Origin of the sequence: Streptomyces sp. NBC_00271 (genome assembly GCF_036178845.1) — a bacterium.
Classification (GTDB): Bacteria; Actinomycetota; Actinomycetes; order Streptomycetales; family Streptomycetaceae; genus Streptomyces.
In genome coordinates this window covers 5,738,080-5,760,374 of the sequence record NZ_CP108070.1, presented here as the reverse complement: position 1 = coordinate 5,760,374, position 22,295 = coordinate 5,738,080, and the positions used below count along the sequence as shown (strand labels likewise).

Below are 22,295 nucleotides of genomic sequence, written 5' to 3'. Positions count from 1 at the left end.
GGGGACTTCCTTCCTTTTCACAGGTCGTGGATCAGCTTGTGGATGAAGTCTCGCGAGTCCTCGGGGGCGAGGGACACCGATTCCATCCGGTCGAGGAGGGCGCGGTACATCCGCAACTGGGCTTCGGCGTCGAGGAACACCGGCCCGTGGGACTGGTCGAGGCGCACGGTGTCGAGCGGGGGGACCGGTCCGCCGGCGTAGAAGACCGACTGGCCGGAACCAGGGAAGGATCCGGTGGCGAACGGGAGCACCCTGAGGGTGATGTGGTCCCGCTCGCTCATGTCCAGAAGGTGCCGCAACTGGGACGTGGCCACGGTGAGGCCGCCGAACCGCATGCGCAGGGCCGCCTCGTGGATGACCGCCACCAGAGCGGTCGGGGCGTCTGTGAAGAGGACGGTCTGGCGCTTGACGCGGAACGACACCCGGTGCTCGATCTCCGGTGGTGAGAGCTCGGGCACGACGTGCCGCAACAGCTCACGGGCGTGATCGGTGGTCTGGAACAGGCCCGGGATGTGCATCGTGACCGCGGTACGCAGCCGCCCGGCGTGGTGCTCCACCTCGGCGAGGTCCAGCAGAGCGGCGGGCAGGATCTCGCGGTACTCCTCCCACCAGCCGCGCGAGCGCTCGGTGGTCATGGCGCTGAGCGCGTCGACGAGGGCCTGGTCCGAGCAGCCGTAGTGGCCGGCGAGCGCGCGCACCCGTTCGGCGCTCACGCCCACGCGCCCGGCCTCCATGTTGCTGACCTGGGTCTGCTTGATGCCCAGGAGCTGACCGGCCCCGGTGGCCGTCAGGCCCGCGCGCTCCCGGAGTTTGCGCAGCTCCGCGCCGAAGCGGAGTTGGCGACCCGTCGGGTTGCTCCTCACGGACTCCTCCGTCTCCTGGCTGTCGCCGGTCGCCCGCACGAGTGGTAGTGAACTCGATCCCTGCCGGCCGGTGAACATGTTTACCGTTCGCCGTGTTCGTCCACAGGCTGTGGGCAGTTTGCGGCGTCGAGTGTGCGTGCGAGGGCCGGGGATGGGCCGTACGGTGGACCTGCCGTCGTGACTCCGTTGGCTCCCACCGGTGACTCATAGGAGATTCTCAGTGTGGTTCCAGGATTTTTCTTAATTCCGTGGGCCAGAGTGTGAACCGATGAAGCGCACCACTCGTCCCCCTGGCAACCGGCGGAACGCTTTGTTCGTCGTGGTCGTGATGCTGGCCGTCACGTCCGCGTCCGTGGCGTCCGCCGATGACGGCCCCGGGCCGTTCGGCGTGACCGTGCAGGCCGACGTGAACAAGGCGAGCGCCCGTGTGGGCGCCTTGTTCGACGCGGGTGACGGCCTGAGCGGACACTTCTGCACAGCCTCGGTCGTGCACAGCGAGGGGCGGGACCTTCTGGTGACCGCCGCACACTGTCTTGACGGGGGCGGAAAGTTGCGGTTCGTCCCGGGATATCGGGACGGCAAGGCGCCGTACGGGATCTGGGACGTCAAGAAGACCTATGTCGGTGACGTCTGGACCGGCGGTCAGGACGAGGACAGTGACGTCGCCTTCGCCGAGGTCGCCAAGCGGGGCGCGAAGGGCATCGAGGACGTCGTCGGCGGGAACGCCTTCGCCACGGGGCGGGAGACCGGGGCCACCGCCGTCACGGTCACCGGCTACCCCAGCACCCTCGACGCGCCGATCATCTGTACGAACAAACCGACCGTCCACAGCCGAACCCAACAGCGCATCGAGTGCCCCGCCTTCGCCGGCGGCACCAGCGGCAGCCCCTGGGTGAACGGCGACGGGCAGGTCGTCGGGGTCATCGGCGGCCACGAGGCGGGCGGGGACACCGACGACGTCTCGTTCAGCGTCGTCCTCGGGAAAGAGGCCGCGAAGTTGTACAAGGCGGCGCGCAAGGCGGGTTAGGGGCGCGCGGGGCGGGTGCGAAGTGTGCGGGGCGGGTTCGGGGCGTACGGGGCGGGTTCGGGGCGTGCGGGAGGGGTTCGGGGCGCACTTCGCGCCCCCGTTTCTTGTCGTGTGTGATCGTTTCCTCGCACAGGGGTCGCCTCTAGACTGACGTCCGGCGGACTCCCGGGCGGCGAGGGGCGGTTGACGGTGCGTAAGACGTGGGTCGTGGTGACCGCCGTCGCCGGGGTGGGGCTCGCCTTCATGTCGGCGCTGGTCGTCGGCGTCTACATGGTGGCCGGGAACCTGGCCAACGGAGTCGGCGGCGGATCGGTCGGGCTCGCCAAGGGTGCCGTGCCGGCCGCGTACCAGACGCTCGTACAGAAGTGGGGCAATCTGTGCGGCGCGATCAATCCGGCGCTGCTCGCCGCACAGCTGTATCAGGAGAGTGGATTCAACCCGAACGCCAAGAGTCCGGCGGCGGCGGAGGGTATAGCGCAATTCATCCCCGGCACCTGGGCCACGCACGGAATCGACGGCAATGGGGACGGCAGGCGCGACGTATGGGACCCGAATGACGCGATTCCGTCGGCCGCCTCCTACGACTGCAAGCTCGCTTCCTATGTGAAGGACGCGCCGGGGAACACCACCGAGAACATGCTCGCCGCTTACAACGCGGGGGCCTACGCGGTCATCAAGTACGGAGGCGTGCCGCCGTACAAGGAGACCCAGAATTATGTGAAGACGATCACAACTCTGGCGAAGAGCTTCGCGCGGCCGGTGAGCCGGGTGGATCCCTCGCAACAGGCCGCCGCGGCGATCTACTACGCGCAGAAGAAGCTCGGCACGCCCTACCTGTGGGGCGGCAACGGAACCGCTGACCAGGGCGGACGCTTCGACTGTTCGGGTCTGACCAAGGCGGCGTACGAAAGCGTCGGAGTCACCCTGCCGCGCGTCGCCAACGACCAGTACAACGCCGGACCGCACCCCGCGCGCGCGGAACTGCTTCCAGGCGATCTGGTGTTCTTCTCCGACGACCTCACCAACTCGCGGACCATTCGGCACGTCGGTATCTATGTGGGTGGCGGGTACATGATCGACGCACCGCGAACGGGTGCCGTCATCCGCTTCGACCCCATAGACACCCCCGACTACTTCGGCGCCACGCGCGTGACCGAAGATGGCGCGAAAGCGTTGCCGACGACGGTTTGATCCCACCCCTGAGCTGCGACGATGTATCTCTCTTCGATAACGTCTGCGTGATCATTCGGTGGAGGGTGGAACGTACTGAAGGGGAATGTGCGTTCCTGTTGACGTAGAGCCGATCTACAACCACGGGGGTGGATCGGGCGCCGCACGAAAGGCTGCGCCCGCGGAAAGACGACGAAGGGGCCGCAGCACCATGGCTGGACTCGCCGAATCCGGTTCGAACCCCGACGTGGACCTGCTGTACGACATCAACGGCCTCGCCAAGGACGCGCCGCACTGGTTCGACCGCGGCATGGAGTTCGTCGGAGAGTACGGGCTGCTGCTCGCCATGGTCCTGCTGGTGCTGTGGTGCTGGTGGACCGTGCGGCGGCGCGGCGACGAGAACGCCGCCCCGTCGGTGGCCGCGCTCGTCTGGGCGCCCCTCGCGGCCGGCGTCGCGGTGCTGGTGAACGTGCCGATACGGGGCTTCGTGGAGCGGCCCCGCCCCTTCGTGGACCACCAGGGGCTCGACGTCCTGGTCAGTGGCAAGACCGACTTCTCCTTCGTCAGCGACCACGCGACGCTCACCATGGCGATCGGCGTCGGGCTGTTCGTCGCGAACCGGAGGTTCGGGCTCGTCGGGATAGGGGTCGCGCTGCTCGAAGGCTTCTGCCGGGTCTACATGGGCGTGCACTATCCGACGGACGTCATCGGCGGCTTCGCCCTCGGCACCGCCGTCGCCCTGCTGCTGTCCCCGCTCGCCATGGCCCTGCTGACCCCGGTGACGAAGGCCGTGGAGCGCTCGCCGCGCGCCGGATGGCTGATCCGGGCGCGGAGCGTGGGGCGTGCGGGGCAGGAGGCGCTGATTCCCGGGGCGCGGGCGGAGCGCCCCGAGGAGCCGGACCTCGCCGCGTAGGCGCTCCGCCGGGTGGCGGTTGCCTACGGGGCGCTCAGAGGGACTGGGGGAAGGTGAAGAAGCGGTTCGGGTCGTACTGCTTCTTCAGGGCCGCCAGGCGGGTCGCCGCGTCGCCGTAGTACGCCTTGCGCCAGTTGGTGAGGGTCGCGTCCGTGTAGTTCTGGTAGGCGGCACCGGAGGCGTAGGGGGCCATCGCGGAGTGGGCGGAGGTCAGCCAGGACTGGACCGTGGTGCCGGAGGCGCCGGCGCCCCAGGAGGCGATGTACTGGGCGAGCATGCGGGAACGCCGGTGCACGAACGCCGTCGCGGTCGGCGAGACCCGGTTGACCGCACCGCCCAGTGCGGTGAGCGCGATGCTGCCCGCGCCGCCGCGGACCGAGGAGATCTGGTGCAGCAGCGTCTGGATGCCGGCCGCGGAGATCGAGTGGTCGAAGAAGTCCGAGCGGGCCGCGTACGTCTCACGGCCGAGGGCGCCCTGCGAGGAGCGGCCCGGCGTCGAACCCGGCAGATGGCACTGGGCCTCGGTGGGGAACGAGGAGCAGCCCGCGTACGCCTCCATCGACTCCTTGTAGGAGTGCTTCTTGAGCGAGACGCTGCGCGCGGGGCCGCCGACTTTGGTGGCCAGGCGGTCCACGGCGTTCTGGAGTTCGCCGTAGGTGCCCAGGGAGAAGGCGGCGACGGCGACGGTGGGCGTGCCGCTGCCGTTCTCCAGGTGGAGCGAGGACCAGATCTCGTCCGGCTGGCTGGGGCCCCACTCCTGCCAGGCCTTCACCACGGCGGCGGCCTTCGCCCAGGGCCACGTCATGTACGCCGACACGGCCTGCGGGGCGGCGTGGGTCTTGAAGCGCAGCTCGGTGACGACACCGAAGTTGCCGTTGCCGGCGCCGCGCAGGGCCCAGAAGAGGTCCTTGTTCTCGCTCGCGTTCGCCACGACCTGTTTGCCGTCCGCGGTGATCAGCGTCGCCTGGGTGAGGCTGTCGCAGGTCAGGCCGTACGCCCGTGACACCACGCCGTGGCCGCCGCCGAGGGTCAGACCGGAGACGCCGACGGTCGGGCAGGAACCGGCCGGGATCGTGACGCCCTTCGCGGCGAGCGCGCGGTAGACGTCGATCAGCTTGGATCCGGCGCCGACCACCGCCTCGTTCGCGGACGCCCGGATGGTGTTGAGCTTCGACACGTCCAGGATCAGCCGGCCGTTTCCGGAGGACCAGCCCGCGTAGGAGTGGCCGCCGTTGCGGATCGACAGCGGGATGTTGTGGGCGCGGGCGTAGGCCATGGTCGTACGGATGTCGTCCGCGTGGGCGACGTACGCGACGGCGGTGGGCTTCAGGGAGTCGAAGCGGGTGTTGTACAGCTGGTGGGCCGTCGACCAGCTGCGGTCGCCGGGGCGGACCAGCGAGCCGTCGAGGTCCTTGGCGAGGGCCGTCCAGTTGGCGGCGGCGTGAGCGGCCAGGCCGCTGCCCGTGCCCGTGCTGGCGGTGGCCGTGTGGATGGACGCGTCGGCCGTGTCCGTGGCCGCCGCCTTGCCCCCGCTGCCCTTGCCGTTGCACGCGGCCGTGGCCGCTGCCGCGAGTGCGGCCGCGCCGCCACCTATGAACGTACGCCGTTGCATGTGCGCCTCCCGTTGTTTCCCGTGCGTGGGACGAGACGTGTGCCGGGTTCTGGGGGTTCCGCGGCGGCCGGGCGCGGGACGGAACCGGGACATGTCCGTGATCCCGCGCGGATCTCGCCCCCATCTTGAACCTGGTCTGGGCCTTTTTGGCCGCACATGGGCGAGAGGTTGGTCACGCCGCTTTTGGGGCGCTATGTGAGCGGTGTGTTCACCAAGTGGCCCGCGGCGTCGGTGCGGGCCAGGCTGCGGGCGCGGCGGGCCGGGCCTCGCCAGCCGCAGGTGCAATGCGCCAGACAGAAGCGACCCTGCTCGATCGTCGTCGTTCGGTGTTCCTGGACGGGACGGGTCTCCTCCGGTTGCGCCACACCGACAACGTTACCCAAGGCAAGTAAAGGAATCGACGCCGCGTGACGGCCGTCCCTACCCGTCGTTAACCGGAACGACAGGAGGCCCGGGACGGACCGGCTGGGGGTCGGCGGACGATGGTGGCGCAGCAGCAGAGTCGGATGGGCACGGGTGTCGTCGCGGTCGCGATGGCGGGGCTCATGGTCTGCGTCGGCGGATGTTCCGTCGGCAGGGCCGGTGCCGAGGACGCGCGCGAGGGCATCACCTCCGTCGAGGTACTGCACCGGGCCGCCGCCACACTGGAGCGCGCAGGTAGCGCAAAGACCCGTACGTCGATGGAGATGGCCACCGGCGGGACCCGGGTCACCATCCGCGGCCAGGGTGTCTACGACTTCAAGAAGCAGCTGGGGCAGTTGAAGGTGCTGCTGCCGCAGGATCCCGCGGGCGCCGTCGAGCACCGGCCGATCACCGAACTCCTCGCCCCGGGCGCCCTGTTCATGAAGAACCGCGGCGCCGGTGTCCCCGCCGACAAATGGGTGCGCGTCGACACGGCCACCCTCTCCGACGGGAACCTCGTGACCGGCGGCGCCACCGACCCGTTCGCCGCGGCGGAGCTGTTGCGGGGGGCGCGGACGGCGACGTACATGGGGAGGACGGAGGTGGCCGGGACGCCGGTGCGGCACTATCGCGGGACCGCCGACCTGGACATCGCCGCGCGGAGCGCCTCGCGGGGGAACCGGAGGGCACTCGCGGCGGCGGCGAAAGGGTTCGCCACCGCCGAAGTCCCGTTCGACGCCTACCTCGACGACCAGGGGCGCGTCCGCAAGCTCCGGAACCGGTTCAGCTTCATCAACGGGCGGCAGAAGGGCACTGTCGCGGTCGCCTCGACGACCTTGCTGTACGACTTCGGGGTCCCGGCCCGCGTACGGCTTCCGGAACCCGAGGACATCTTCGCGGGGAAGATCGCGGAGCCGTAGACGTCCGTCCGCCGGCGTGGCTGCCGGTGCATGGATGAGGAGGAGTTGAGGGCTGGAAATGGCCCTTCCGTGCCATGCGCGGTGTGTAGGCCGCTCCCTACCCTAGGAAGTCGGTGACGGCAGGAAGAGGTGATGCACGTGGCTCCGGTCGGCGGTACGGCAGTTCAGGACCACGTGGCCCTCGCCGAGATCGAGCTGTGCGGCGACCTGATCATCGCGGCCTCGGCCGCCCATGAGGAGCGGCTCAGCCTGGAGAGCATCGACGAGGTGCTGAAGGTGGCCGAAGAGCGCACCCGGGGGAGCGGCACGGGGGAGTAGGCCCGCTTCACGTGCGCACTTCGGTATCCCCGTGCGCTCGTGTCATGTGCGCAGCAGGCGGCCGATCGCCTTCGTGGCCTCCTCGACCTTCGCGTCGATCTCCTCGCCGCCCTTGAGGGCCGCGTCGGCGACGCAGTGGCGCAGGTGTTCCTCGAGGAGCTGGAGCGCGAAGGACTGGAGGGCCTTCGTGGAGGCGGAGACCTGGGTGAGTATGTCGATGCAGTAGACGTCCTCGTCGACCATCCGCTGCAGACCGCGGATCTGGCCCTCGATGCGGCGCAGGCGCTTGAGGTGTTCGGCCTTCTGCTTGTGGTAGCCGTGGATGCCGCGGTCGTGGTCGGTCACGACGCCTCCGGTCTCGACGGCTCCGGTCTCTGCTCCCTCGCTCACGACGTCCTCGCTCCCGGCTCCGTCGCTCCCGACTTCCTCGGTGTCTGTGGGGGCCTGGATGTTCGAAATGTCCCGGACCTCCTGAACCGATTTGGTCTCGCCGGAGGGCGCCGTCGCGCCGGCCTCGGTGGTCGTCATCGCGTCCTCCTGATGGTCCGGTATATATACCCCTGGTGGGTATATGGTAACGAACTTTGCTGGGTATAGGGCCCTTGCCGGATGCCGGGACCGGACCCTGTGCTGATCACTGTGCCTGATGGGCGACACTGGGGGACGGCCGGTTAGCCGTGGCCGGATGATGCGCCTAGCATCAGCCTGACCGAACAAAAGGACTCCGAGGACCCCAAGTGCGCTTTCGTCTGACCCCCAGGGAGACGAGCTTCTACGACATGTTCTCCGCCTCCGCGGACAACATCGTCACGGGCTCGAAACTCCTGATGGAACTGCTCGGGGCGGACGCCTCCGCCCGGGCCGAGATCGCAGAGCGCATGCGGGCCGCCGAACACGCCGGTGATGACGCCACTCACGCGATCTTCCACCAGCTGAACTCCTCCTTCATCACGCCGTTCGACCGCGAGGACATCTACAACCTGGCCTCGTCCCTCGACGACATCATGGACTTCATGGAGGAGGCCGTCGACCTGGTCGTGCTGTATCAGGTCGAGGAGCTCCCCAAGGGTGTGGAACAGCAGATCGAGGTACTGGCCCGGGCCGCCGAGCTGACGGCCGAGGCCATGCCGAACCTGCGGACGATGGACAACCTCACCGAGTACTGGATCGAGGTCAACCGGCTGGAGAACCAGGCCGACCAGATTCACCGCAAGCTGCTCGCCCACCTCTTCAACGGCAAGTACGACGCCATCGAAGTCCTGAAGCTCAAGCAGATCGTGGATGTGCTGGAGGAAGCGGCCGACGCGTTCGAACATGTGGCGAACACGGTGGAGACCATCGCCGTCAAGGAGTCCTGAACTTCGTGGACACCTTTGCGCTGGTCGTGACCATTCTGGTCGCGCTCGGATTCACGTACACGAACGGCTTCCACGACTCGGCGAACGCCATCGCCACGTCGGTGTCCACGCGGGCGCTGACCCCGCGGGCCGCGCTCGCCATGGCCGCGGTGATGAACCTCGCCGGTGCGTTCCTCGGGAGCGGGGTGGCGAACACGGTCAGCAAGGGGCTGATCGCGACGCCCGAGGGGTCGAAGGGGATGGGGATCCTCTTCGCCGCGCTCGTCGGGGCGATCGTCTGGAACCTGGTCACCTGGTACTTCGGGCTTCCGTCGTCCTCCTCGCACGCGTTGTTCGGGGGACTGGTGGGGGCCGCGCTCGCGGGCGGTACGAAGGTGTTGTGGTCCGGGGTCGTGGACAAGGTCATCATCCCGATGTTCCTGTCGCCGGTCGTCGGTCTGATCGTCGGTTATCTGGTCATGTGCGCGATCATGTGGCTGTTCCGGCGGGCCAATCCGCACAAGGCCAAGCGGGGGTTCCGTATCGCGCAGACGGTGTCCGCGGCCGGGATGGCGCTCGGGCACGGTCTTCAGGACGCCCAGAAGACGATGGGTGTTGTGGTGATGGCGCTCGTCATCGGCGACGTCCAGAAGTCGGACGACCCGATTCCGGTGTGGGTGAAGATCGTCTGTGCGGTGATGCTGTCGCTGGGGACGTATGCCGGTGGGTGGCGCATCATGCGGACGCTCGGGCGCAAGATCATTGAGTTGGATCCGCCGCAGGGGTTCGCCGCGGAGACGACGGGGGCGTCGATCATGTTCGCCACGGCGTTTCTTTTCAAGGCGCCGATCTCGACCACGCATGTCATCACTTCGGCGATCATGGGTGTCGGGGCGACGAAGCGGGTGAACGCGGTTCGCTGGGGTGTCGCCAAGAACATCGTCCTGGGGTGGTTCATCACGATGCCGGCCGCGGGGTTGGTGGCTGCCGCCAGCTTCTGGGTCGTGAACCTGGCGTTCCTGTAGGACGCCGGGCGCAGCACCAACGCTTCTCGCCCCCGCCGCCCCTACCCGTCCCATCCCCAGGGGCTCCGCCCCTTCCACCCCGCCAGGGGCTCCGCCCCCGGACCCCCGATCGCCCAAAGGGCTCGTCCTCAGACGCCGGACGGGCTGAGTGATGCGGGCCGGGGTGGGTGGGGAATCGGTCTCCGGGCTCGCCCTCAGGCGCCGGACGGGCTGAAAGATGCGGGTCGGGGTGGGTGGGCGCATCGGCCTCCGGGCTCGTCCTCAGACGCCGGACAGGCTGAGTGATGCGGGTTGGGGTGGGTGGGTACATCGGCCCCCGGGCTCGTCCTCAAGCGCCGGACGGGCTGAGTGATGCGGGTCGGGGTGGGTGGGTACATCGGCCTCCGACCTCGCCCTCAAGCGCCGGACGGGCTGAAAGGTGCGGGCCCGGGGCGGGGCTTTCAGGGGCGCGGGGAACTGCGCGATCAGCCCCCACCGGCCGGCAGCCGAAGGGCTCCGGGTGGGTGGGGGATTCGGGGCGAAGCCCCGTCTCTGGGGGCGCGGGGAACTGCGCGCCAAGCCCCCACCGGGCCTGCAGCCAAACAAATCGGGTGGGTGGGGGATGTGGGGCCCCCGCTTCTGGGGGCAACTCCCGTCGGCCCGTAGCCGGAAGACTCCCTCCCCGACCCCGACCGACCCCTCGCCCTTGGTCCTCGTCCTCGTCGAAGACGAGCGGGCCCGCCCCCGGGAGCCAGGGGCGGGCCCTTCTCGTCCTCGCGGTGGCACCGCCATGCAGCACCGCGAGGGGTATGGGTGGAAACGGCTCAGCCGAAGCGGCCGGAGATGTAGTCCTCCGTGGCCTGCACCGACGGGTTGGAGAAGATGCGCTCCGTGTCGTCGATCTCGATGAGCCGTCCCGGCTGGCCCACCGCGGCCAGGTTGAAGAACGCGGTGCGGTCGGAGACACGCGCGGCCTGCTGCATGTTGTGCGTCACGATGACGATCGTGAAGCGCTCCTTCAGCTCGCCGATCAGGTCCTCGATGGCGAGGGTCGAGATCGGGTCCAGCGCCGAGCAGGGCTCGTCCATGAGGAGGACCTGCGGCTCCACCGCGATCGCCCGCGCGATGCACAGACGCTGCTGCTGACCACCGGACAGACCCGAGCCGGGCTTGTTGAGGCGGTCCTTGACCTCGTTCCAGAGGTTCGCGCCCTTGAGGGACTTCTCGACGACGTCGTTCAGCTCGGACTTCTTGTACGAGCCGTTCAGACGCAGACCCGCCGCCACGTTGTCGAAGATCGACATGGTGGGGAAGGGGTTGGGACGCTGGAAGACCATGCCGATCGTGCGCCGCACGGCGACGGGGTCGATGCCGTGGCCGTAGAGGTCCTCGTCGTCGAGGAGGACCTTGCCCTCGACCCGGCCGCCGGGGGTGACCTCGTGCATACGGTTGAGCGTGCGCAGGAACGTCGACTTGCCGCAGCCGGAGGGGCCGATGAACGCCGTCACCGAGCGCGGCTCGACCGTCATCGAGATGTCTTCGATCGCCTTGTGGGAGCCGTAGTAGGCGGTGAGACCGCTTACGTCGATTCGCTTGGCCATGTCAATCACTGCTTCTTTCGAGGGGGATGCTGCTGGTCGCTGATATGGCCGCGTCAGCGACCTGTCTTCGGTGCCTTCCAACGGGCGATGCCGCGAGCCACCATGTTGAGAATCATCACGAAGGCGATCAGGGCGAGCGCAGCCGCCCAGGCACGGTCGTACGCCGCGTTCGAACCGGCGCTGTTCGCGTACTGCTGGTAGATGTACAGCGGCAGCGAGGCCTGCGCTCCGGAGAACGGGTTGGTGTTGATGAAGTTGGTGCCCCACACCAGCAGCAGCACCGGGGCGGTCTCGCCCGTGATGCGTGCGACGGCGAGCATGACACCGGTCGTGATGCCACCGATCGAGGTCGGCAGGACCACCTTGAGGATCGTGCGCCACTTGGGCACGCCGAGCGCCAGGGAGGCCTCGCGCAGCTCGTTCGGTACGAGCTTGAGCATCTCCTCGGTGGAGCGGACCACGACGGGCATCATCAGGATGGCCAGGGCCAGCGAACCGGCGAAGCCGAAGGGCTCCAGGTCCAGGATGAGCATCAGGCTCAGGATGAACAGACCGGCGACGATCGAGGGGATGCCCGTCATCACGTCGACGAAGAACGTGATGGCCGTGGAGAGCTTGCCGCGCCCGTACTCCACCAGGTAGACCGCGGTGAGTACACCGATCGGCGCCGCGATCAGGGTGGCGAGACCGACCTGCTCCAGCGTGCCGATGATGGCGTGGTAGATGCCACCGCCGGGCTCGGAGTCCGCGACCACGCCCATCGAGTGGGTCAGGAAGTAGACATCGAAGACCTTCACACCGCGCTTGACGGTGGTCCAGATCAGCGAGGCCAGCGGGACGACCGCGATGAGGAAGCAGACCCAGACGAGGCTGGTCGCGACGCGGTCCTTGGCCTGTCGGCGGCCCTCGACGCGCGCGGCGATGCCGTACGTACCGAGGACGAAGAGGATTCCGGCGATCAGACCCCACTGGACCTTGCTGTCGAGACCGCCGACCAGGCCGATGACCACGGCGAGCACGATGGCGCCGGCGGCGATCGCCCACGGGGACCACTTCGGCAGGGTCGCGCCGCGCAGGGTGCTGGGGCGCTTGCCCATGGCGGGTGCTGAGTGGCTCATGCGTTGGCCCCCGAGTACTCCGCGCGACGGGCGATGATGACCCGGGCCGCGCCGTTGACCAGCAGGGTGATGACGAAGAGGACCAGACCGGACGCGATCAGCGCGTCACGGCCGTCCGCGGTCGCCTCGCCGAACTTGCTGGCGATGTTCTGTGCGAAGGTGCCGCCGCCCGGGTCGAGCAGGCTGGCGTTGATGTCGAAGGTCGGCGAGAGGACCGTGGCGACGGCCATTGTCTCACCGAGCGCGCGGCCGAGACCCAGCATCGACGCGGAGATGACGCCGGAGCGGCCGAAGGGCAGCACCGACATGCGGATGACCTCCCAGCGCGTGGCGCCGAGGGCCAGCGCGGCCTCCTCGTGCATCTGCGGGACCTGGCGGAAGACCTCGCGGCTCACGTTGGTGATGATCGGCAGGATCATGATCGCGAGCAGGATGCTGACGGTGAGCATCGAGCGGGGCGCGCCGCCCTGCCACTCGAAGATGCCGGTCCAGCCGAAGTACTTGTCCAGCCAGCCGAAGAGGCCGTTCATGTGCGGCACCAGGACGAGCGCGCCCCACAGGCCGTAGACGATGGACGGCACGGCGGCGAGCAGGTCGATCACGTAGGCGACCGGGCCGCTGAGCCTGCGCGGTGCGTAGTGCGTGATGAACAGCGCGATGGCGACCGCGACGGGAACCGCCAGGGCCATGGCGATGATCGAGGAGACCACCGTGCCGAAGGCCAGGACGGCGATGCCGAAGACCGGCGGGATGGTGTTGGTGTTCCACTCGAAGGTGGTGAGGAAGTTGCCGTGGTCCTTGCTGATCGCGAGCGAGGCGCGATAGGTGAGGAAGACCGCGATGGCGGCCATGATCACCAGCAGGAAGATGCCCGACCCACGGGAGAGACCGAGGAAGATCCGGTCACCGGGTCGGGTGGTGCCGCGGCTCGCACGCTTCTGCAGGGCCACGGAAGGCTGGGGGGTGGGGGGAGGAGCTGCGTCTGTGTTCTGTGTCGATATGTCCATCGGGATCTCCGGTCTGCAGAGCCGTACTTGGTGTGCGGCTCCTGGCGGCGGTGCACCGGACGGTGCGGCCCGGCCCCGAACCGGGGCCGGGCCGCACACTTTGGTTAGCTGAGGCCCGCGATGGTGGTGCGGACCTTGGCGATGATGTCGGCCGGGATCGGCGCGTAGTCGATGGAGGAGAGGACCTTCTGGCCGTCCTCGCTCGCGATGTAGGTCAGGAACGCCTTGGTGGCGGCCAGCGAGTCCGACTTGTTGCCCTTGTCGCAGACGATCTCGTACGTGACCAGGGTGATCGGGTAGGCGCCGTCGGCCTTGGTGGCGCGGTTCAGCTTGAGCGAGAGGTCCTTGCCCGTGCCGATGACCTTGGCGTCCGCGATGGCCTTGGTGGCGTTCTCGACGGTGGCGTCGACCGGGGCGCTGGCGCCCGTGTCGATGCTGGCCGCCTTGATGCTGTCCTTGGCGAACGACAGCTCCATGTAGCCGATGGCGCCGGAGGTCTGCTTCACCTGCTGGGCGACACCGGAGGACTGCGGAGCGGACTGGCCGCCCTTCGCCTGCCAGGCCTTGCCGCCGGAGTACTTCCAGTCGGCGGGGGCCGCGGCGATCAGGTACTTGGTGAAGTTGTCCGTGGTGCCGGACTCGTCCGAGCGGTGGAACGCCTGGATCTTGAGGTCGGGCAGCGTGACGCCCGGGTTCAGCTTCGCGATCGCCGAGTCGTTCCACTTGCTGATCTTGCTGTCGAAGATCTTGGCGATCGTCGAGGCGTTCAGGACGAGCTTGTCGACGCCCGGGACGTTGAAGCCGACCGCGATCGGGCCGCCGACCATCGGGAGGTCGATGCCCTGGCCACCGCTGGTGCACATCTTCTTGGAGGCGGCGAGCTCTTCGGGCTTCAGCGCGGAGTCCGAGCCGGCGAAGGCGACCTGGCCCTGGGTGAACGCGGTGACGCCGGCGCCGGAGCCGCCGCCCTTGTAGTTGATCTGCACGCCGGAGCAGGCGGCGCTGAACTGCTTGACCCAGGCGTCGATCGCGTTCTTCTGCGCGGACGAGCCGTCGGCGAGGAGCTGGCCCTTGGCGTCGTCACACTTGATCGAGCTGGCGGAGCCCGTCGTCGCGCCGCCCGTGGCGCTGCTCTTGCTGCCGGTGTCGTCGGAGCCGCACGCCGTGAGGGCCAGGGCGCCGGAGACGGCGACAGCACCGAGCGAAAGGGCGCGAAGCCGGTTCTTGCGCTGAAGCTTCACTGTTGGGGTGTTCCTTCCAGGAGCCGCCGTCTGGTTGGCGGCGTGCGAGGTGTGTGTGATGCGGAGGCCACACGCAGGAGGCGTTCCGCACCGGGTAAGGCCGAAATTAGGCAGATCAGGTGAAGGCGTCGATGGCCGTAAGTGAACGGAGGGTGAACCCCTGTGGGCGGTGCGGTGAGGTCACGGAACGCTTACGTCGAGGACACGGTGGGGTCCCGATCGTTGTTACTGCATGCGACCGGGTGTGTACGGATATGGCTGGTTGGTTCGCTTAAGTGAGGTGCAGCACACTCAGCAGGGCGTCAACCAGATCGGCGTCCCTGGGCTGGGTCAGACGGTCGCGGGCCGCGGCGGGGGAGAGCCACAGGATGCGGTCGACCTCGTCGGTCGGAGTGAAGTGGCCGTCCGTCGCCTCGGCGGCCCAGTAGCGGACCTCTTTGGGGCGGCCGGCGACGGGATAACGGAGGGTGGGCAGGGCCGTGCCGGGCACGGCGGTGTACCCCGTCTCCTCCCGGACCTCCCGCAGCGCCCCCGCGAGCGGTTCCTCGCCGCGCTTGAGCTTGCCCTTCGGATGCGACCAGTCGTCGTACTTCGGCCGGTGGACGAGACATATCTCCAGCTCACCGCCGAGTGGCGAGCGGCGCCACAGGACGCAGCCCGCCGCCCGTACGGCCTTGAAGGTGTCCTCGGTCATCAGGCCTCCCTCACGGGGTGCGCACGGTTTCCTTCTGCCAGTTCTGCTGGAACGCGAACCGTGCCGCCTCCACCTCGTGCCGCTGGTCGGCGTGGAGCACGCCGAGCGCGTACGCGGTGGCCGGGGCGATGCGCGGGGTGCGGGCCGCCGACGCGGCGGCCGCGGCCGCCTCCGCCGCGTCCCGGTGCCGGTTGAGGGCCTGACCCGCGCGGAGCAGTCGTACGTCGATGGGGGCGTCCTGCCCGTAGAGGACCTCGCACGCGTAGCGGTGCAGGCGCAGCAGCAGCCGGACCTGGTGCCAGGGCGCGTCCTGGGGATGGGGCGCGGTGTCCGCGGAGAGGCCGTGCACGAGGGCCTCGGCGTTGTACGGGTGGCCCGCGGTGACCAGCGGCAGCGCGGCGACCGCGTCGGTCAGCCGGTCCGACGCGGCGGCGGCCAGCGGGCGCAGGTCGGCCGTGGTGGCCGCCGGGGTGAGCGGCACCTCGCTGGCGAGCACGGCGACGCTGTCCGCGACGGCGTGGAAGCGGGAGGAGCCGAGCGCCTGCAGGGCGGCCGAGTGGGCCCGGGTGCGGGCCAGCGTCAGCTGGCGGTCGAGCAGCGCGCCCGCCTTCGCGGCGCCGACGGTCAGGCCGCCTTTGGCCGGCGCCCCGGTGTCCTGCGCGGCCTGTGCCGGGAAACCGGCCGCGCCCGAGAGCCGGTTCAGCGCGCCGATCAGCCGTTCCAGGCGGGCCGCGTAGGCGTGTTCACGGGCCAGGGTGCCCGAGAGCCACGCCAGTTCGGGCCGCATGCCCTCCGACCACTCCGCGTCGAGCAGCGGTCGGAAGGTGTGCAGGGTGCCGCTGATGCGGCGGGCCGAGCGGCGCAGGGCGCGCGCCGCGTCGACCGATTCCCCGGAGCCGTTGTCCCCCGCTCGTGACACGTCTCGCGACTCGGCGCGCGACTCCGTTCTCGGCTTCGCCCGGGCGGTGGTACCCGCGTCGGTGCCGTTCTCCCGGTGCTGTCGCAGGGAGCGGAGGAACTCCGTGGCCTGGGCCCTCAGGTAGCCCGCGAGGGCGTCTCCTGACATGGGCCCGGCCGGGGAGTCGGTGGGGGGTTCAAGGTGTTGCTGTGCCACGCCGGCGCCTCCGGGCGTCTATGAGCATCTCCTGGACGTTCCGCAGGGGCTGGCCGTCCGCGTCGGTCGAGTGCCGGGTCCACTCGCCGTCCGGGCCCAGGTGCCAGGAGGCGGTGGTGTCGGACATCCCGGTCTCGAACAGCCGGTTGAGGGCTGCGCGGTGTGCCGGGTCGGTGATCCTGACCAGGGCCTCGATCCGCCGGTCCAGGTTGCGGTGCATCATGTCCGCGCTGCCGATCCAGACCTCGGGCTCGCCGCCGTTGCCGAAGGCGAAGACACGGGAGTGTTCGAGGAACCGGCCGAGCACGGACCGTACCCGTATGTTTTCGGACAGGCCGGTGACGCCCGGCCGGACCGCGCAGATGCCACGCACCCACACGTCGACGGGCACTCCGGCCTGGGACGCGCGGTACAGCGCGTCGATGATCGCCTCGTCCACCATCGAGTTGCACTTGATGCGGACATAGGCGGGGCGTCCGGCGACGTGGTGCTGGACTTCCTTGTTGATCCGCGCGATCAGCCCGTCACGCAGGGACTTGGGGGCGACGAGCAGACGGCGGTAGGTCTCGCGGCGCGAGTAGCCGGAGAGCCGGTTGAAGAGGTCGGACAGGTCCGCGCCGACCTGCGGGTCGGCGGTGAGCAGGCCGAGGTCCTCGTACAGCCGTGCGGTCTTCGGGTGGTAGTTGCCGGTGCCGACGTGGGAGTAGCGCCGGAGCGTTTCCCCCTCCTGCCGGACGACCAGCGACAGCTTGCAGTGGGTCTTCAGCCCGACGAGTCCGTACACGACATGGCAGCCCGACTCCTCGAGCTTGCGGGCCCACTTGATGTTGGCCTGTTCGTCGAAGCGCGCCTTGATCTCGACGAGGACGAGGACCTGCTTGCCGGACTCGGCGGCGTCTATCAGGGCGTCGACGATCGGCGAGTCGCCCGAGGTCCGGTACAGCGTCTGCTTGATGGCCAGCACGTCCGGGTCGGCCGCCGCCTGCTCCAGGAAGGCCTGTACGGAGGTGGAGAAGGAGTCGTACGGGTGGTGCAGCAGGACGTCACGCTCGCGCAGGGCGGCGAAGATGTCGGGCGCGGACGCCGACTCGACCTCGGCCAGGTCGCGGTGCGTTCCCGCGATGAACTTCGGGTACTTCAGCTCGGGCCGGTCGAGGGCGCCGATGCCGAAGAGGCCGGTGAGGTCCAGGGGACCCGGCAGGGGGTACACCTCCGCCTCGGAGATCTTCAGTTCCCGTACGAGGAGATCGAGGACGTACCGGTCGATGGACTCCTCGACCTCCAGGCGCACCGGCGGCCCGAAGCGGCGCCGCATGAGCTCCTTCTCCAGCGCCTGGAGCAGGTTCTCGGCGTCGTCCTCCTCGACCTCCAGGTCCTCGTTCCTGGTCAGCCGGAAGGTGTGGTGCTCCAGGACCTCCATGCCCGGGAAGAGCTCCTCCAGGTGTGCCGCGATCACGTCCTCGATGGGGACGTAGCGGTTGGGGGAGGCCTCCAGGAAGCGGGAGAGCAGCGGCGGGACCTTGACGCGCGCGAAGTGCCGGTGGCCGCTGACCGGGTTCCGTACGACGACCGCGAGGTTCAGGGACAGACCCGAGATGTACGGGAAGGGGTGCGCGGGGTCGACCGCCAGCGGGGTCAGGACCGGGAAGATCTGGTGCCGGAAGAGGGTGAAGAGGCGGGCCTGCTCCTTCTCCGTCAGTTCGCTCCAGCGGACCAGATGGATGCCCTCCTCCGCGAGCGCGGGGGCGACGTCCTCCTGGTAGCAGGCCGCGTGCCGGGCCATGAGCTCGCGCGAGCGGGCCCAGATCATCTCCAGGACCTCGCGGGGCTGCAGGCCGGAGGCGGACTTGGTGGCCACGCCGGTCGCGATGCGGCGCTTCAGTCCGGCCACCCGGACCATGAAGAACTCGTCCAGGTTGCTGGCGAAGATCGCCAGGAAGTTCGCCCGTTCGAGCAGGGGCGTGCTCGGGTCCTCGGCGAGCTCCAGCACCCGCTCGTTGAACGCCAGCCAGCTGCGCTCGCGGTCGAGGAACCGGCCCTGCGGCAACATGATGCCGTCCTGCACCAGGTCCTCGTAGGCGTCGAGGTCGGCGTCGATGTCGGGCTCGAGGTCGGAGACGTTCGCCGCCACGGTGTGCGGGCGGTGCGCGGCGATGGAGCCGACGGAGGGCTGCGGGTGCTGCACCGGTGCCTGGGCGCTGGGCTGGTTCATGGACCCATTCTTCCGCGCCGGGAGCGAGACCGGCGCGTCGGAGAGCGCGAGCGGCAGCGGGGTGAGGCGGATGTTCCCGTTCCGCGACCCCGGTACCGCCTTGCTCCCCGTCGTCGGAGAGGTCTCGTGCTCCGGCGGAGGCGACGGCTCTGGCACGGCGGGCTTCATTGGCTGAGCGTCGCAAGCTCGTCTGAATCGATGGTTACGGCGACATGACGTGCGGGATATCGGGGAGCGGCTCCCGGACGTCTACATGCCAGGGAGCCGCGTACGCCCCACCCCCCGTGGGGGGCGTACGCGGCCCCGGCACGGGGGGAGCTATGCGGTGCGGCGGCGCAGCAGCCGGAAGGCGGCGGCGGTGGCCGCGGCGGTCAAGGTGAGGACGATGCCGGTTTCCACCAGCTGGAGGGGCCAGAAGTGGGAGTCGGGGTGGTAGACGAAGTACTGGCCCGTGACACCGTGCTCGGTCAGGCACCGCTTGGCTTCCGTGGCCGTGCCCTGGCAGTTCCCGTACCCGGGGTCCGGGACTCGTTTCCCGTGGACGAACACCCCCGACTCCAGATCCCAGACGGGACCGGACACCTCGTAGGCTGCGGCGCCGGTACGGGTGATCGTGGGCCACAAATCCGCGCGGTACCGGTCCAGGCACTGGCTGAGCACCAGCATCACGGCGAACGAGACGCTCAGAGCGGGCAGCGAGCGCCGTAGCGCCAGACCGGCGAGTGCGCCCACGACCAGGGCGCACAGGGCGTACGCCACCATCGCCGGGCCGCGGGCGACGAAGACGGCGGTGGCGGGCCAGTCGCCGATGACCCGGGCCGGCCTGTTCGACCAGCTCCAGCGGTACGCCGCCACGAGCACCGTGCCGCTGAGCGTGATCAGCAGTGCGGGCATGGCGAGCTTGGCGGCCAGCCAGCGCGCGGGGGACACCGACTGGGTCCAGGCGAGCCCCGCGGTGCCGGACTCCAGTTCACGGGCGATCAGTGCCGCGCCCGCCCAGGCGGCGACGCCGTAGAAGCAGTGGCTGAGAACGGTGGCGGTGTATCGGAGGATCGCGCTGTACTCGAGCGTGGCCGTGACGTCGCAGCTGTCGGAGTGCAGACAGTGGAAGGCCTCCGCCCGGGCGGGGCCGGCCGTGACCCCCATCGCCCACACCAGGAATGCGACGACGGCGACGACGAACGAGCCCCAGACGATCAGCGCGGTGCGGTGCACGCGTACGACGGTCCACGGCAGGCCGCCGACAGCACCCGGGGTGCTCACAGGGCGGCTCCCTTCGTGAGCGGGGCGCTGCCGGTGCCGCGCTTGAGCAGGCGGAAGGTGACGAGCAGGACGACTGCGGTGAGGGCGAGCACCAGGCCGGTCGCCACGAGCTGGAGGGGCCAGTAGTGGGACTGGGGGTGGGAGTCGGTGTAGAAGCTGACGGCGTCGAGCCGATGGTAGATCGCGCCGCACTCCGAGTTGTGGCTGCTGCCGCACAGCGGGTCGGGCAGCCGGGCCCCGGTCGAGGTGAGGAGACCGTCGTGGACGGTGATCCCGAGGCTGGTGGGGCGGTCGTGGGTCAGGCTGGTGACCGTCCGGACGGTCGGCCACAGGTACGGCAGGGCGAGGCCGAGGGCCGCCCGGACGCCGACCGTGCACACCACCGACATGACGAGTGCGCTCAGGGAGCCGCGCAGCGTGATGCCGGCGAGCGCGCCGACGGCAAGCCCGGACAGGGCGAGGGCGACGGTGGTCGGGCCGTTGGCGTGGAAGACGAAGGTGTCGGTCCAGCTCTTGGTGTTGTCGATCCGGCCCTGGCCGCGCACCCACATCTGCCGGTGCAGTACCACCAGCACGCTGGTCCCGACGGTGACGAGCGCGGCCGGCACGGCCAGTTTCACCGCCAGCCAGCGGGCCGGGGAGACCGACTGGGTCCACGCGAGCTGCGCGGTGCCGGTCTCCATCTCGCGGCCGATCAGCGAGGCGCCCGCCCAGGCCGCGACGAGGAACGGCAGGAAGGTCAGCGCGAGGGAGGCGTACTGGGAGTACGACTTGTACCTGAGGATCGCGTCCTGGTCGTAGGCGCAGGTGGCCTTCGTGCAGCGGTCGTACTCCCGCCACGCCGCGGCGGCCGCGTCCGTCGCCGGGCCGTACAGCCACAGCAGCAGGGCCGCGAGCGCGATGAACAGACCGGCCCAGAGGTAGAGCGCCGGGCGGTGCAGCAGCAGCACCGTGCGCACCAGGCCGCGGGTGGCGGACGGGCGGCGCGTGGGCGCCGCCGTGGTGCCGGGGGCGGTCAGTGTGGTCATGCGGCGGACTCCTGGGCGGCGGTGCGGGCGGAGGCGAGGATCAGCGCGGGGGCCTCGGGGCTGCGCAGGTGCGCGAGGACCAGTTCCTCCAGGGAGGGCGTGGTGGCGCGGGCGTCGGGTCCGCCGGAGAACGGGCCCTGAGGGCGGATCAGGGCGGTCAACTGGCGCCCCGTGGTGCGCGATTCGACCACGGTGTGCGGAGCGAGGTCACGGACCGGCCCGGTGGTCAGGGTGTGCGCGGCCAGCAGGTCGTCCAGGTCGCCGGCCAGTCGCACCTGACCGCCGCCTATCAGCAGCAGGTAGTCGCAGGAGCCCTCCAGCTCGGCGACGACGTGCGAGGACATCACGACCGTCGTGCCGTACTGGGCGGCCTCGGCCATCAGCGTGCCCATCAGCTCGTGGCGGGCGAGCGGGTCGAGGTCGGCCATCGGCTCGTCCAGGAGCAGGAGTTCGGGCCGCTTGCCGAGCGCGAGGGCGAGCGCCACGCGGGTGCGCTGACCGCCGGAGAGCGTACGGACCTTGGCCTTCGGGTCCAGCCCGCCGCTCTCGTACGTGATCCGCTCGGCGACCGAGGCGTCCCAGCGGGCGGGGTTGAGCTCGTGGCCCAGGCGCAGCGTCTGGGCCACCGTGAGCTGCGGGTACAGCGGCTTGTTCTGGGCGACGTACGCGATGCGTTCGCGGGCGGCGGCCGGGTGGCTGCCGAGCACGGTCAGGGAGCCCTCGGTGGGGGCGAGCAGTCCGGCGGCGTGGGCCAGCAGGGTCGACTTGCCCGCGCCGTTGGGTCCGACGACGGCGCAGACGCGCCCCGCGGGGAGCCGGAAGGAGCACTCGTGCAGTGCCCAGCCCCCGCGCCGCCCGAACCGCTTGCCGAGGCCGGTCGCCTCCATGGCGGTGTCGCTCATTCCTTGTCTCCCTTGCTGAACTTTTCCAGTACGGCGGTGAAGAGCGCCGCCACGTCGTCTTGATCGAGCCCGGCCTCGCGGGCCCTGGCCGCCCAGTCGTCGAGCTCGGCGCGCAGGGGCGAGTCGGCGGAGGCGGTGCCCAGCGAGCGCTTCACGAAGGTGCCGAGGCCGCGTCTGGCCTCGACCAGGCCCTCGCGCTCCAGCTCGCGGTAGGCCTTCAGGACGGTGTTCGGATTGATCGCCGTGGCCTCCACGACCTCGCGGGCCGTGGGGAGCTTGTCGCCCGGTTCCAGCAGGCCCAGGCGCAGGGCCTGTTTGGTCTGCTGGACGATCTGGACGTAGGTGGCGACACCGCTGCGCCGGTCGATGCGGTACTCGACCACTCGGACAACCACCCTTTCACTAATTGAGTAGTGAAAGGGTGGTGCAAGGGGGTGTCCGGAGTCAAGTCCGAACATCGCAGAGGCGAGCCGGGAAGCCGCGGAGGTGCGCCGGGAAGCCGCGGAGGCGAGCCCGGAAAATTCGATGCCGGATGCGTGAACCGATCGG

21 protein-coding genes are annotated in these 22,295 nt (G+C 69.6%); 7 read left to right on the top strand and 14 right to left on the bottom strand.

The window, feature by feature from the left end; translation table 11 throughout:
* Positions 1 to 17 precede the first annotated feature (17 nt).
* Complete coding sequence (locus tag OG798_RS26320) at positions 18 to 863, bottom strand: helix-turn-helix domain-containing protein (protein ID WP_257016708.1); 846 nt, start codon at positions 861 to 863, stop codon at positions 18 to 20.
* Between the two features lie 268 nt (positions 864 to 1,131).
* On the opposite strand from OG798_RS26320, the gene OG798_RS26315 reads away from it, so the two are divergent.
* From OG798_RS26315 to OG798_RS26305, 3 genes are all read left to right on the top strand, one after another.
* Positions 1,132 to 1,890 (top strand): trypsin-like serine peptidase, encoded by a 759-nt coding sequence (locus OG798_RS26315; protein WP_267062240.1) that lies wholly within the window; start codon positions 1,132 to 1,134, stop codon positions 1,888 to 1,890.
* A gap of 189 nt (positions 1,891 to 2,079) precedes the next feature.
* Positions 2,080 to 3,081, top strand: a complete 1,002-nt coding sequence (locus OG798_RS26310) for a C40 family peptidase (protein ID WP_121418417.1) — start codon at positions 2,080 to 2,082, stop codon at positions 3,079 to 3,081.
* Between the two features lie 190 nt (positions 3,082 to 3,271).
* Positions 3,272 to 3,973 (top strand): phosphatase PAP2 family protein, encoded by a 702-nt coding sequence (locus OG798_RS26305; protein ID WP_267062239.1) that lies wholly within the window; start codon positions 3,272 to 3,274, stop codon positions 3,971 to 3,973.
* A gap of 34 nt (positions 3,974 to 4,007) precedes the next feature.
* Here OG798_RS26305 and OG798_RS26300 read toward each other — a convergent pair whose 3' ends face one another.
* The gene (locus OG798_RS26300) at positions 4,008 to 5,585 is read right to left on the bottom strand and encodes an FAD-binding oxidoreductase (protein WP_267062238.1); all 1,578 of its coding nucleotides are present in this window, start codon (positions 5,583 to 5,585) and stop codon (positions 4,008 to 4,010) included.
* A gap of 482 nt (positions 5,586 to 6,067) precedes the next feature.
* Between OG798_RS26300 and OG798_RS26295 the strand changes: the two genes are divergently transcribed.
* Entirely contained in the window at positions 6,068 to 6,907 is an 840-nt protein-coding gene (locus tag OG798_RS26295) for a hypothetical protein (RefSeq protein WP_095853876.1), read from the top strand.
* Positions 6,908 to 7,039: 132 nt separating this feature from the next.
* Positions 7,040 to 7,225, top strand: coding sequence for a hypothetical protein (locus tag OG798_RS26290; protein ID WP_067371445.1), 186 nt, complete (start codon positions 7,040 to 7,042; stop codon positions 7,223 to 7,225).
* Between the two features lie 42 nt (positions 7,226 to 7,267).
* On the opposite strand, the gene OG798_RS26285 is transcribed toward OG798_RS26290, so the two are convergent.
* Complete coding sequence (locus tag OG798_RS26285) at positions 7,268 to 7,615, bottom strand: metal-sensitive transcriptional regulator (RefSeq protein ID WP_306454785.1); 348 nt, start codon at positions 7,613 to 7,615, stop codon at positions 7,268 to 7,270.
* 347 nt (positions 7,616 to 7,962) lie between these two features.
* Between OG798_RS26285 and OG798_RS26280 the strand changes: the two genes are divergently transcribed.
* Both OG798_RS26280 and OG798_RS26275 read left to right on the top strand, forming a co-directional pair.
* Positions 7,963 to 8,583 carry a DUF47 domain-containing protein gene (locus tag OG798_RS26280; protein WP_054232360.1) on the top strand — a complete coding sequence of 207 codons (621 nt, stop codon included), beginning with the start codon at positions 7,963 to 7,965 and terminating at the stop codon, positions 8,581 to 8,583.
* Positions 8,584 to 8,588: 5 nt separating this feature from the next.
* Complete coding sequence (locus tag OG798_RS26275) at positions 8,589 to 9,587, top strand: inorganic phosphate transporter (protein WP_095853878.1); 999 nt, start codon at positions 8,589 to 8,591, stop codon at positions 9,585 to 9,587.
* A gap of 803 nt (positions 9,588 to 10,390) precedes the next feature.
* Here OG798_RS26275 and pstB read toward each other — a convergent pair.
* From pstB to OG798_RS26220, 11 genes are all read right to left on the bottom strand, one after another.
* Positions 10,391 to 11,167: a phosphate ABC transporter ATP-binding protein PstB gene (gene pstB / locus OG798_RS26270; RefSeq protein ID WP_054232362.1), complete on the bottom strand. Its 777-nt coding sequence runs from the start codon at positions 11,165 to 11,167 to the stop codon at positions 10,391 to 10,393.
* Positions 11,168 to 11,220: 53 nt separating this feature from the next.
* Positions 11,221 to 12,285 (bottom strand): phosphate ABC transporter permease PstA, encoded by a 1,065-nt coding sequence (gene pstA, locus OG798_RS26265; RefSeq protein WP_095853879.1) that lies wholly within the window; start codon positions 12,283 to 12,285, stop codon positions 11,221 to 11,223.
* The gene (pstC, locus tag OG798_RS26260; RefSeq protein WP_121415706.1) at positions 12,282 to 13,292 is read right to left on the bottom strand and encodes a phosphate ABC transporter permease subunit PstC; all 1,011 of its coding nucleotides are present in this window, start codon (positions 13,290 to 13,292) and stop codon (positions 12,282 to 12,284) included. Before pstC ends, pstA begins: the two co-directional genes overlap by 4 nt.
* Positions 13,293 to 13,396: 104 nt before the next feature.
* Entirely contained in the window at positions 13,397 to 14,533 is a 1,137-nt protein-coding gene (gene pstS, locus OG798_RS26255; RefSeq protein WP_095853881.1) for a phosphate ABC transporter substrate-binding protein PstS, read from the bottom strand.
* A 271-nt stretch (positions 14,534 to 14,804) separates the two neighbouring features.
* On the bottom strand, positions 14,805 to 15,227 hold the full coding sequence (locus tag OG798_RS26250) for an NUDIX hydrolase (protein ID WP_095853882.1): 423 nt from the start codon (positions 15,225 to 15,227) through the stop codon (positions 14,805 to 14,807).
* Between the two features lie 10 nt (positions 15,228 to 15,237).
* A complete protein-coding gene (locus OG798_RS26245; RefSeq protein WP_095853883.1) occupies positions 15,238 to 16,341 on the bottom strand; it encodes a CHAD domain-containing protein in 1,104 nt (367 codons plus the stop codon).
* On the bottom strand, positions 16,322 to 18,553 hold the full coding sequence (locus tag OG798_RS26240) for an RNA degradosome polyphosphate kinase (protein ID WP_054232368.1): 2,232 nt from the start codon (positions 18,551 to 18,553) through the stop codon (positions 16,322 to 16,324). The genes OG798_RS26245 and OG798_RS26240 overlap by 20 nt, the downstream gene beginning before the upstream one ends.
* A gap of 318 nt (positions 18,554 to 18,871) precedes the next feature.
* Complete coding sequence (locus OG798_RS26235) at positions 18,872 to 19,816, bottom strand: hypothetical protein (protein ID WP_328757753.1); 945 nt, start codon at positions 19,814 to 19,816, stop codon at positions 18,872 to 18,874.
* Positions 19,813 to 20,844 carry an ABC transporter permease gene (locus OG798_RS26230; protein WP_097225469.1) on the bottom strand — a complete coding sequence of 344 codons (1,032 nt, stop codon included), beginning with the start codon at positions 20,842 to 20,844 and terminating at the stop codon, positions 19,813 to 19,815. The genes OG798_RS26235 and OG798_RS26230 overlap by 4 nt, the downstream gene beginning before the upstream one ends.
* Entirely contained in the window at positions 20,841 to 21,746 is a 906-nt protein-coding gene (locus OG798_RS26225; RefSeq protein WP_121415709.1) for an ABC transporter ATP-binding protein, read from the bottom strand. Before OG798_RS26225 ends, OG798_RS26230 begins: the two co-directional genes overlap by 4 nt.
* Positions 21,743 to 22,129: a GntR family transcriptional regulator gene (locus OG798_RS26220; RefSeq protein ID WP_097225471.1), complete on the bottom strand. Its 387-nt coding sequence runs from the start codon at positions 22,127 to 22,129 to the stop codon at positions 21,743 to 21,745. The genes OG798_RS26225 and OG798_RS26220 overlap by 4 nt, the downstream gene beginning before the upstream one ends.
* Positions 22,130 to 22,295 lie beyond the last annotated feature (166 nt).

Bases quoted from the DNA above. Each gene is read 5' to 3' on its own strand.
- OG798_RS26225 (WP_121415709.1), bottom strand. From the start codon at position 21,746: ATGAGCGACACCGCCATGGAGGCGACCGGCCTCGGCAAGCGGTTCGGG.
- pstB (WP_054232362.1), bottom strand. From the start codon at position 11,167: ATGGCCAAGCGAATCGACGTAAGCGGTCTCACCGCCTACTACGGCTCC.
- OG798_RS26290 (WP_067371445.1), top strand. From the start codon at position 7,040: ATGCACGTGGCTCCGGTCGGCGGTACGGCAGTTCAGGACCACGTGGCC.
- OG798_RS26240 (WP_054232368.1), bottom strand. From the start codon at position 18,553: ATGAACCAGCCCAGCGCCCAGGCACCGGTGCAGCACCCGCAGCCCTCC.
- OG798_RS26300 (WP_267062238.1), bottom strand. From the start codon at position 5,585: ATGCAACGGCGTACGTTCATAGGTGGCGGCGCGGCCGCACTCGCGGCA.
- OG798_RS26250 (WP_095853882.1), bottom strand. From the start codon at position 15,227: ATGACCGAGGACACCTTCAAGGCCGTACGGGCGGCGGGCTGCGTCCTG.
- OG798_RS26305 (WP_267062239.1), top strand. From the start codon at position 3,272: ATGGCTGGACTCGCCGAATCCGGTTCGAACCCCGACGTGGACCTGCTG.
- pstC (WP_121415706.1), bottom strand. From the start codon at position 13,292: ATGGACATATCGACACAGAACACAGACGCAGCTCCTCCCCCCACCCCC.
- pstA (WP_095853879.1), bottom strand. From the start codon at position 12,285: ATGAGCCACTCAGCACCCGCCATGGGCAAGCGCCCCAGCACCCTGCGC.
- OG798_RS26295 (WP_095853876.1), top strand. From the start codon at position 6,068: ATGGTGGCGCAGCAGCAGAGTCGGATGGGCACGGGTGTCGTCGCGGTC.
- OG798_RS26230 (WP_097225469.1), bottom strand. From the start codon at position 20,844: ATGACCACACTGACCGCCCCCGGCACCACGGCGGCGCCCACGCGCCGC.
- OG798_RS26315 (WP_267062240.1), top strand. From the start codon at position 1,132: ATGAAGCGCACCACTCGTCCCCCTGGCAACCGGCGGAACGCTTTGTTC.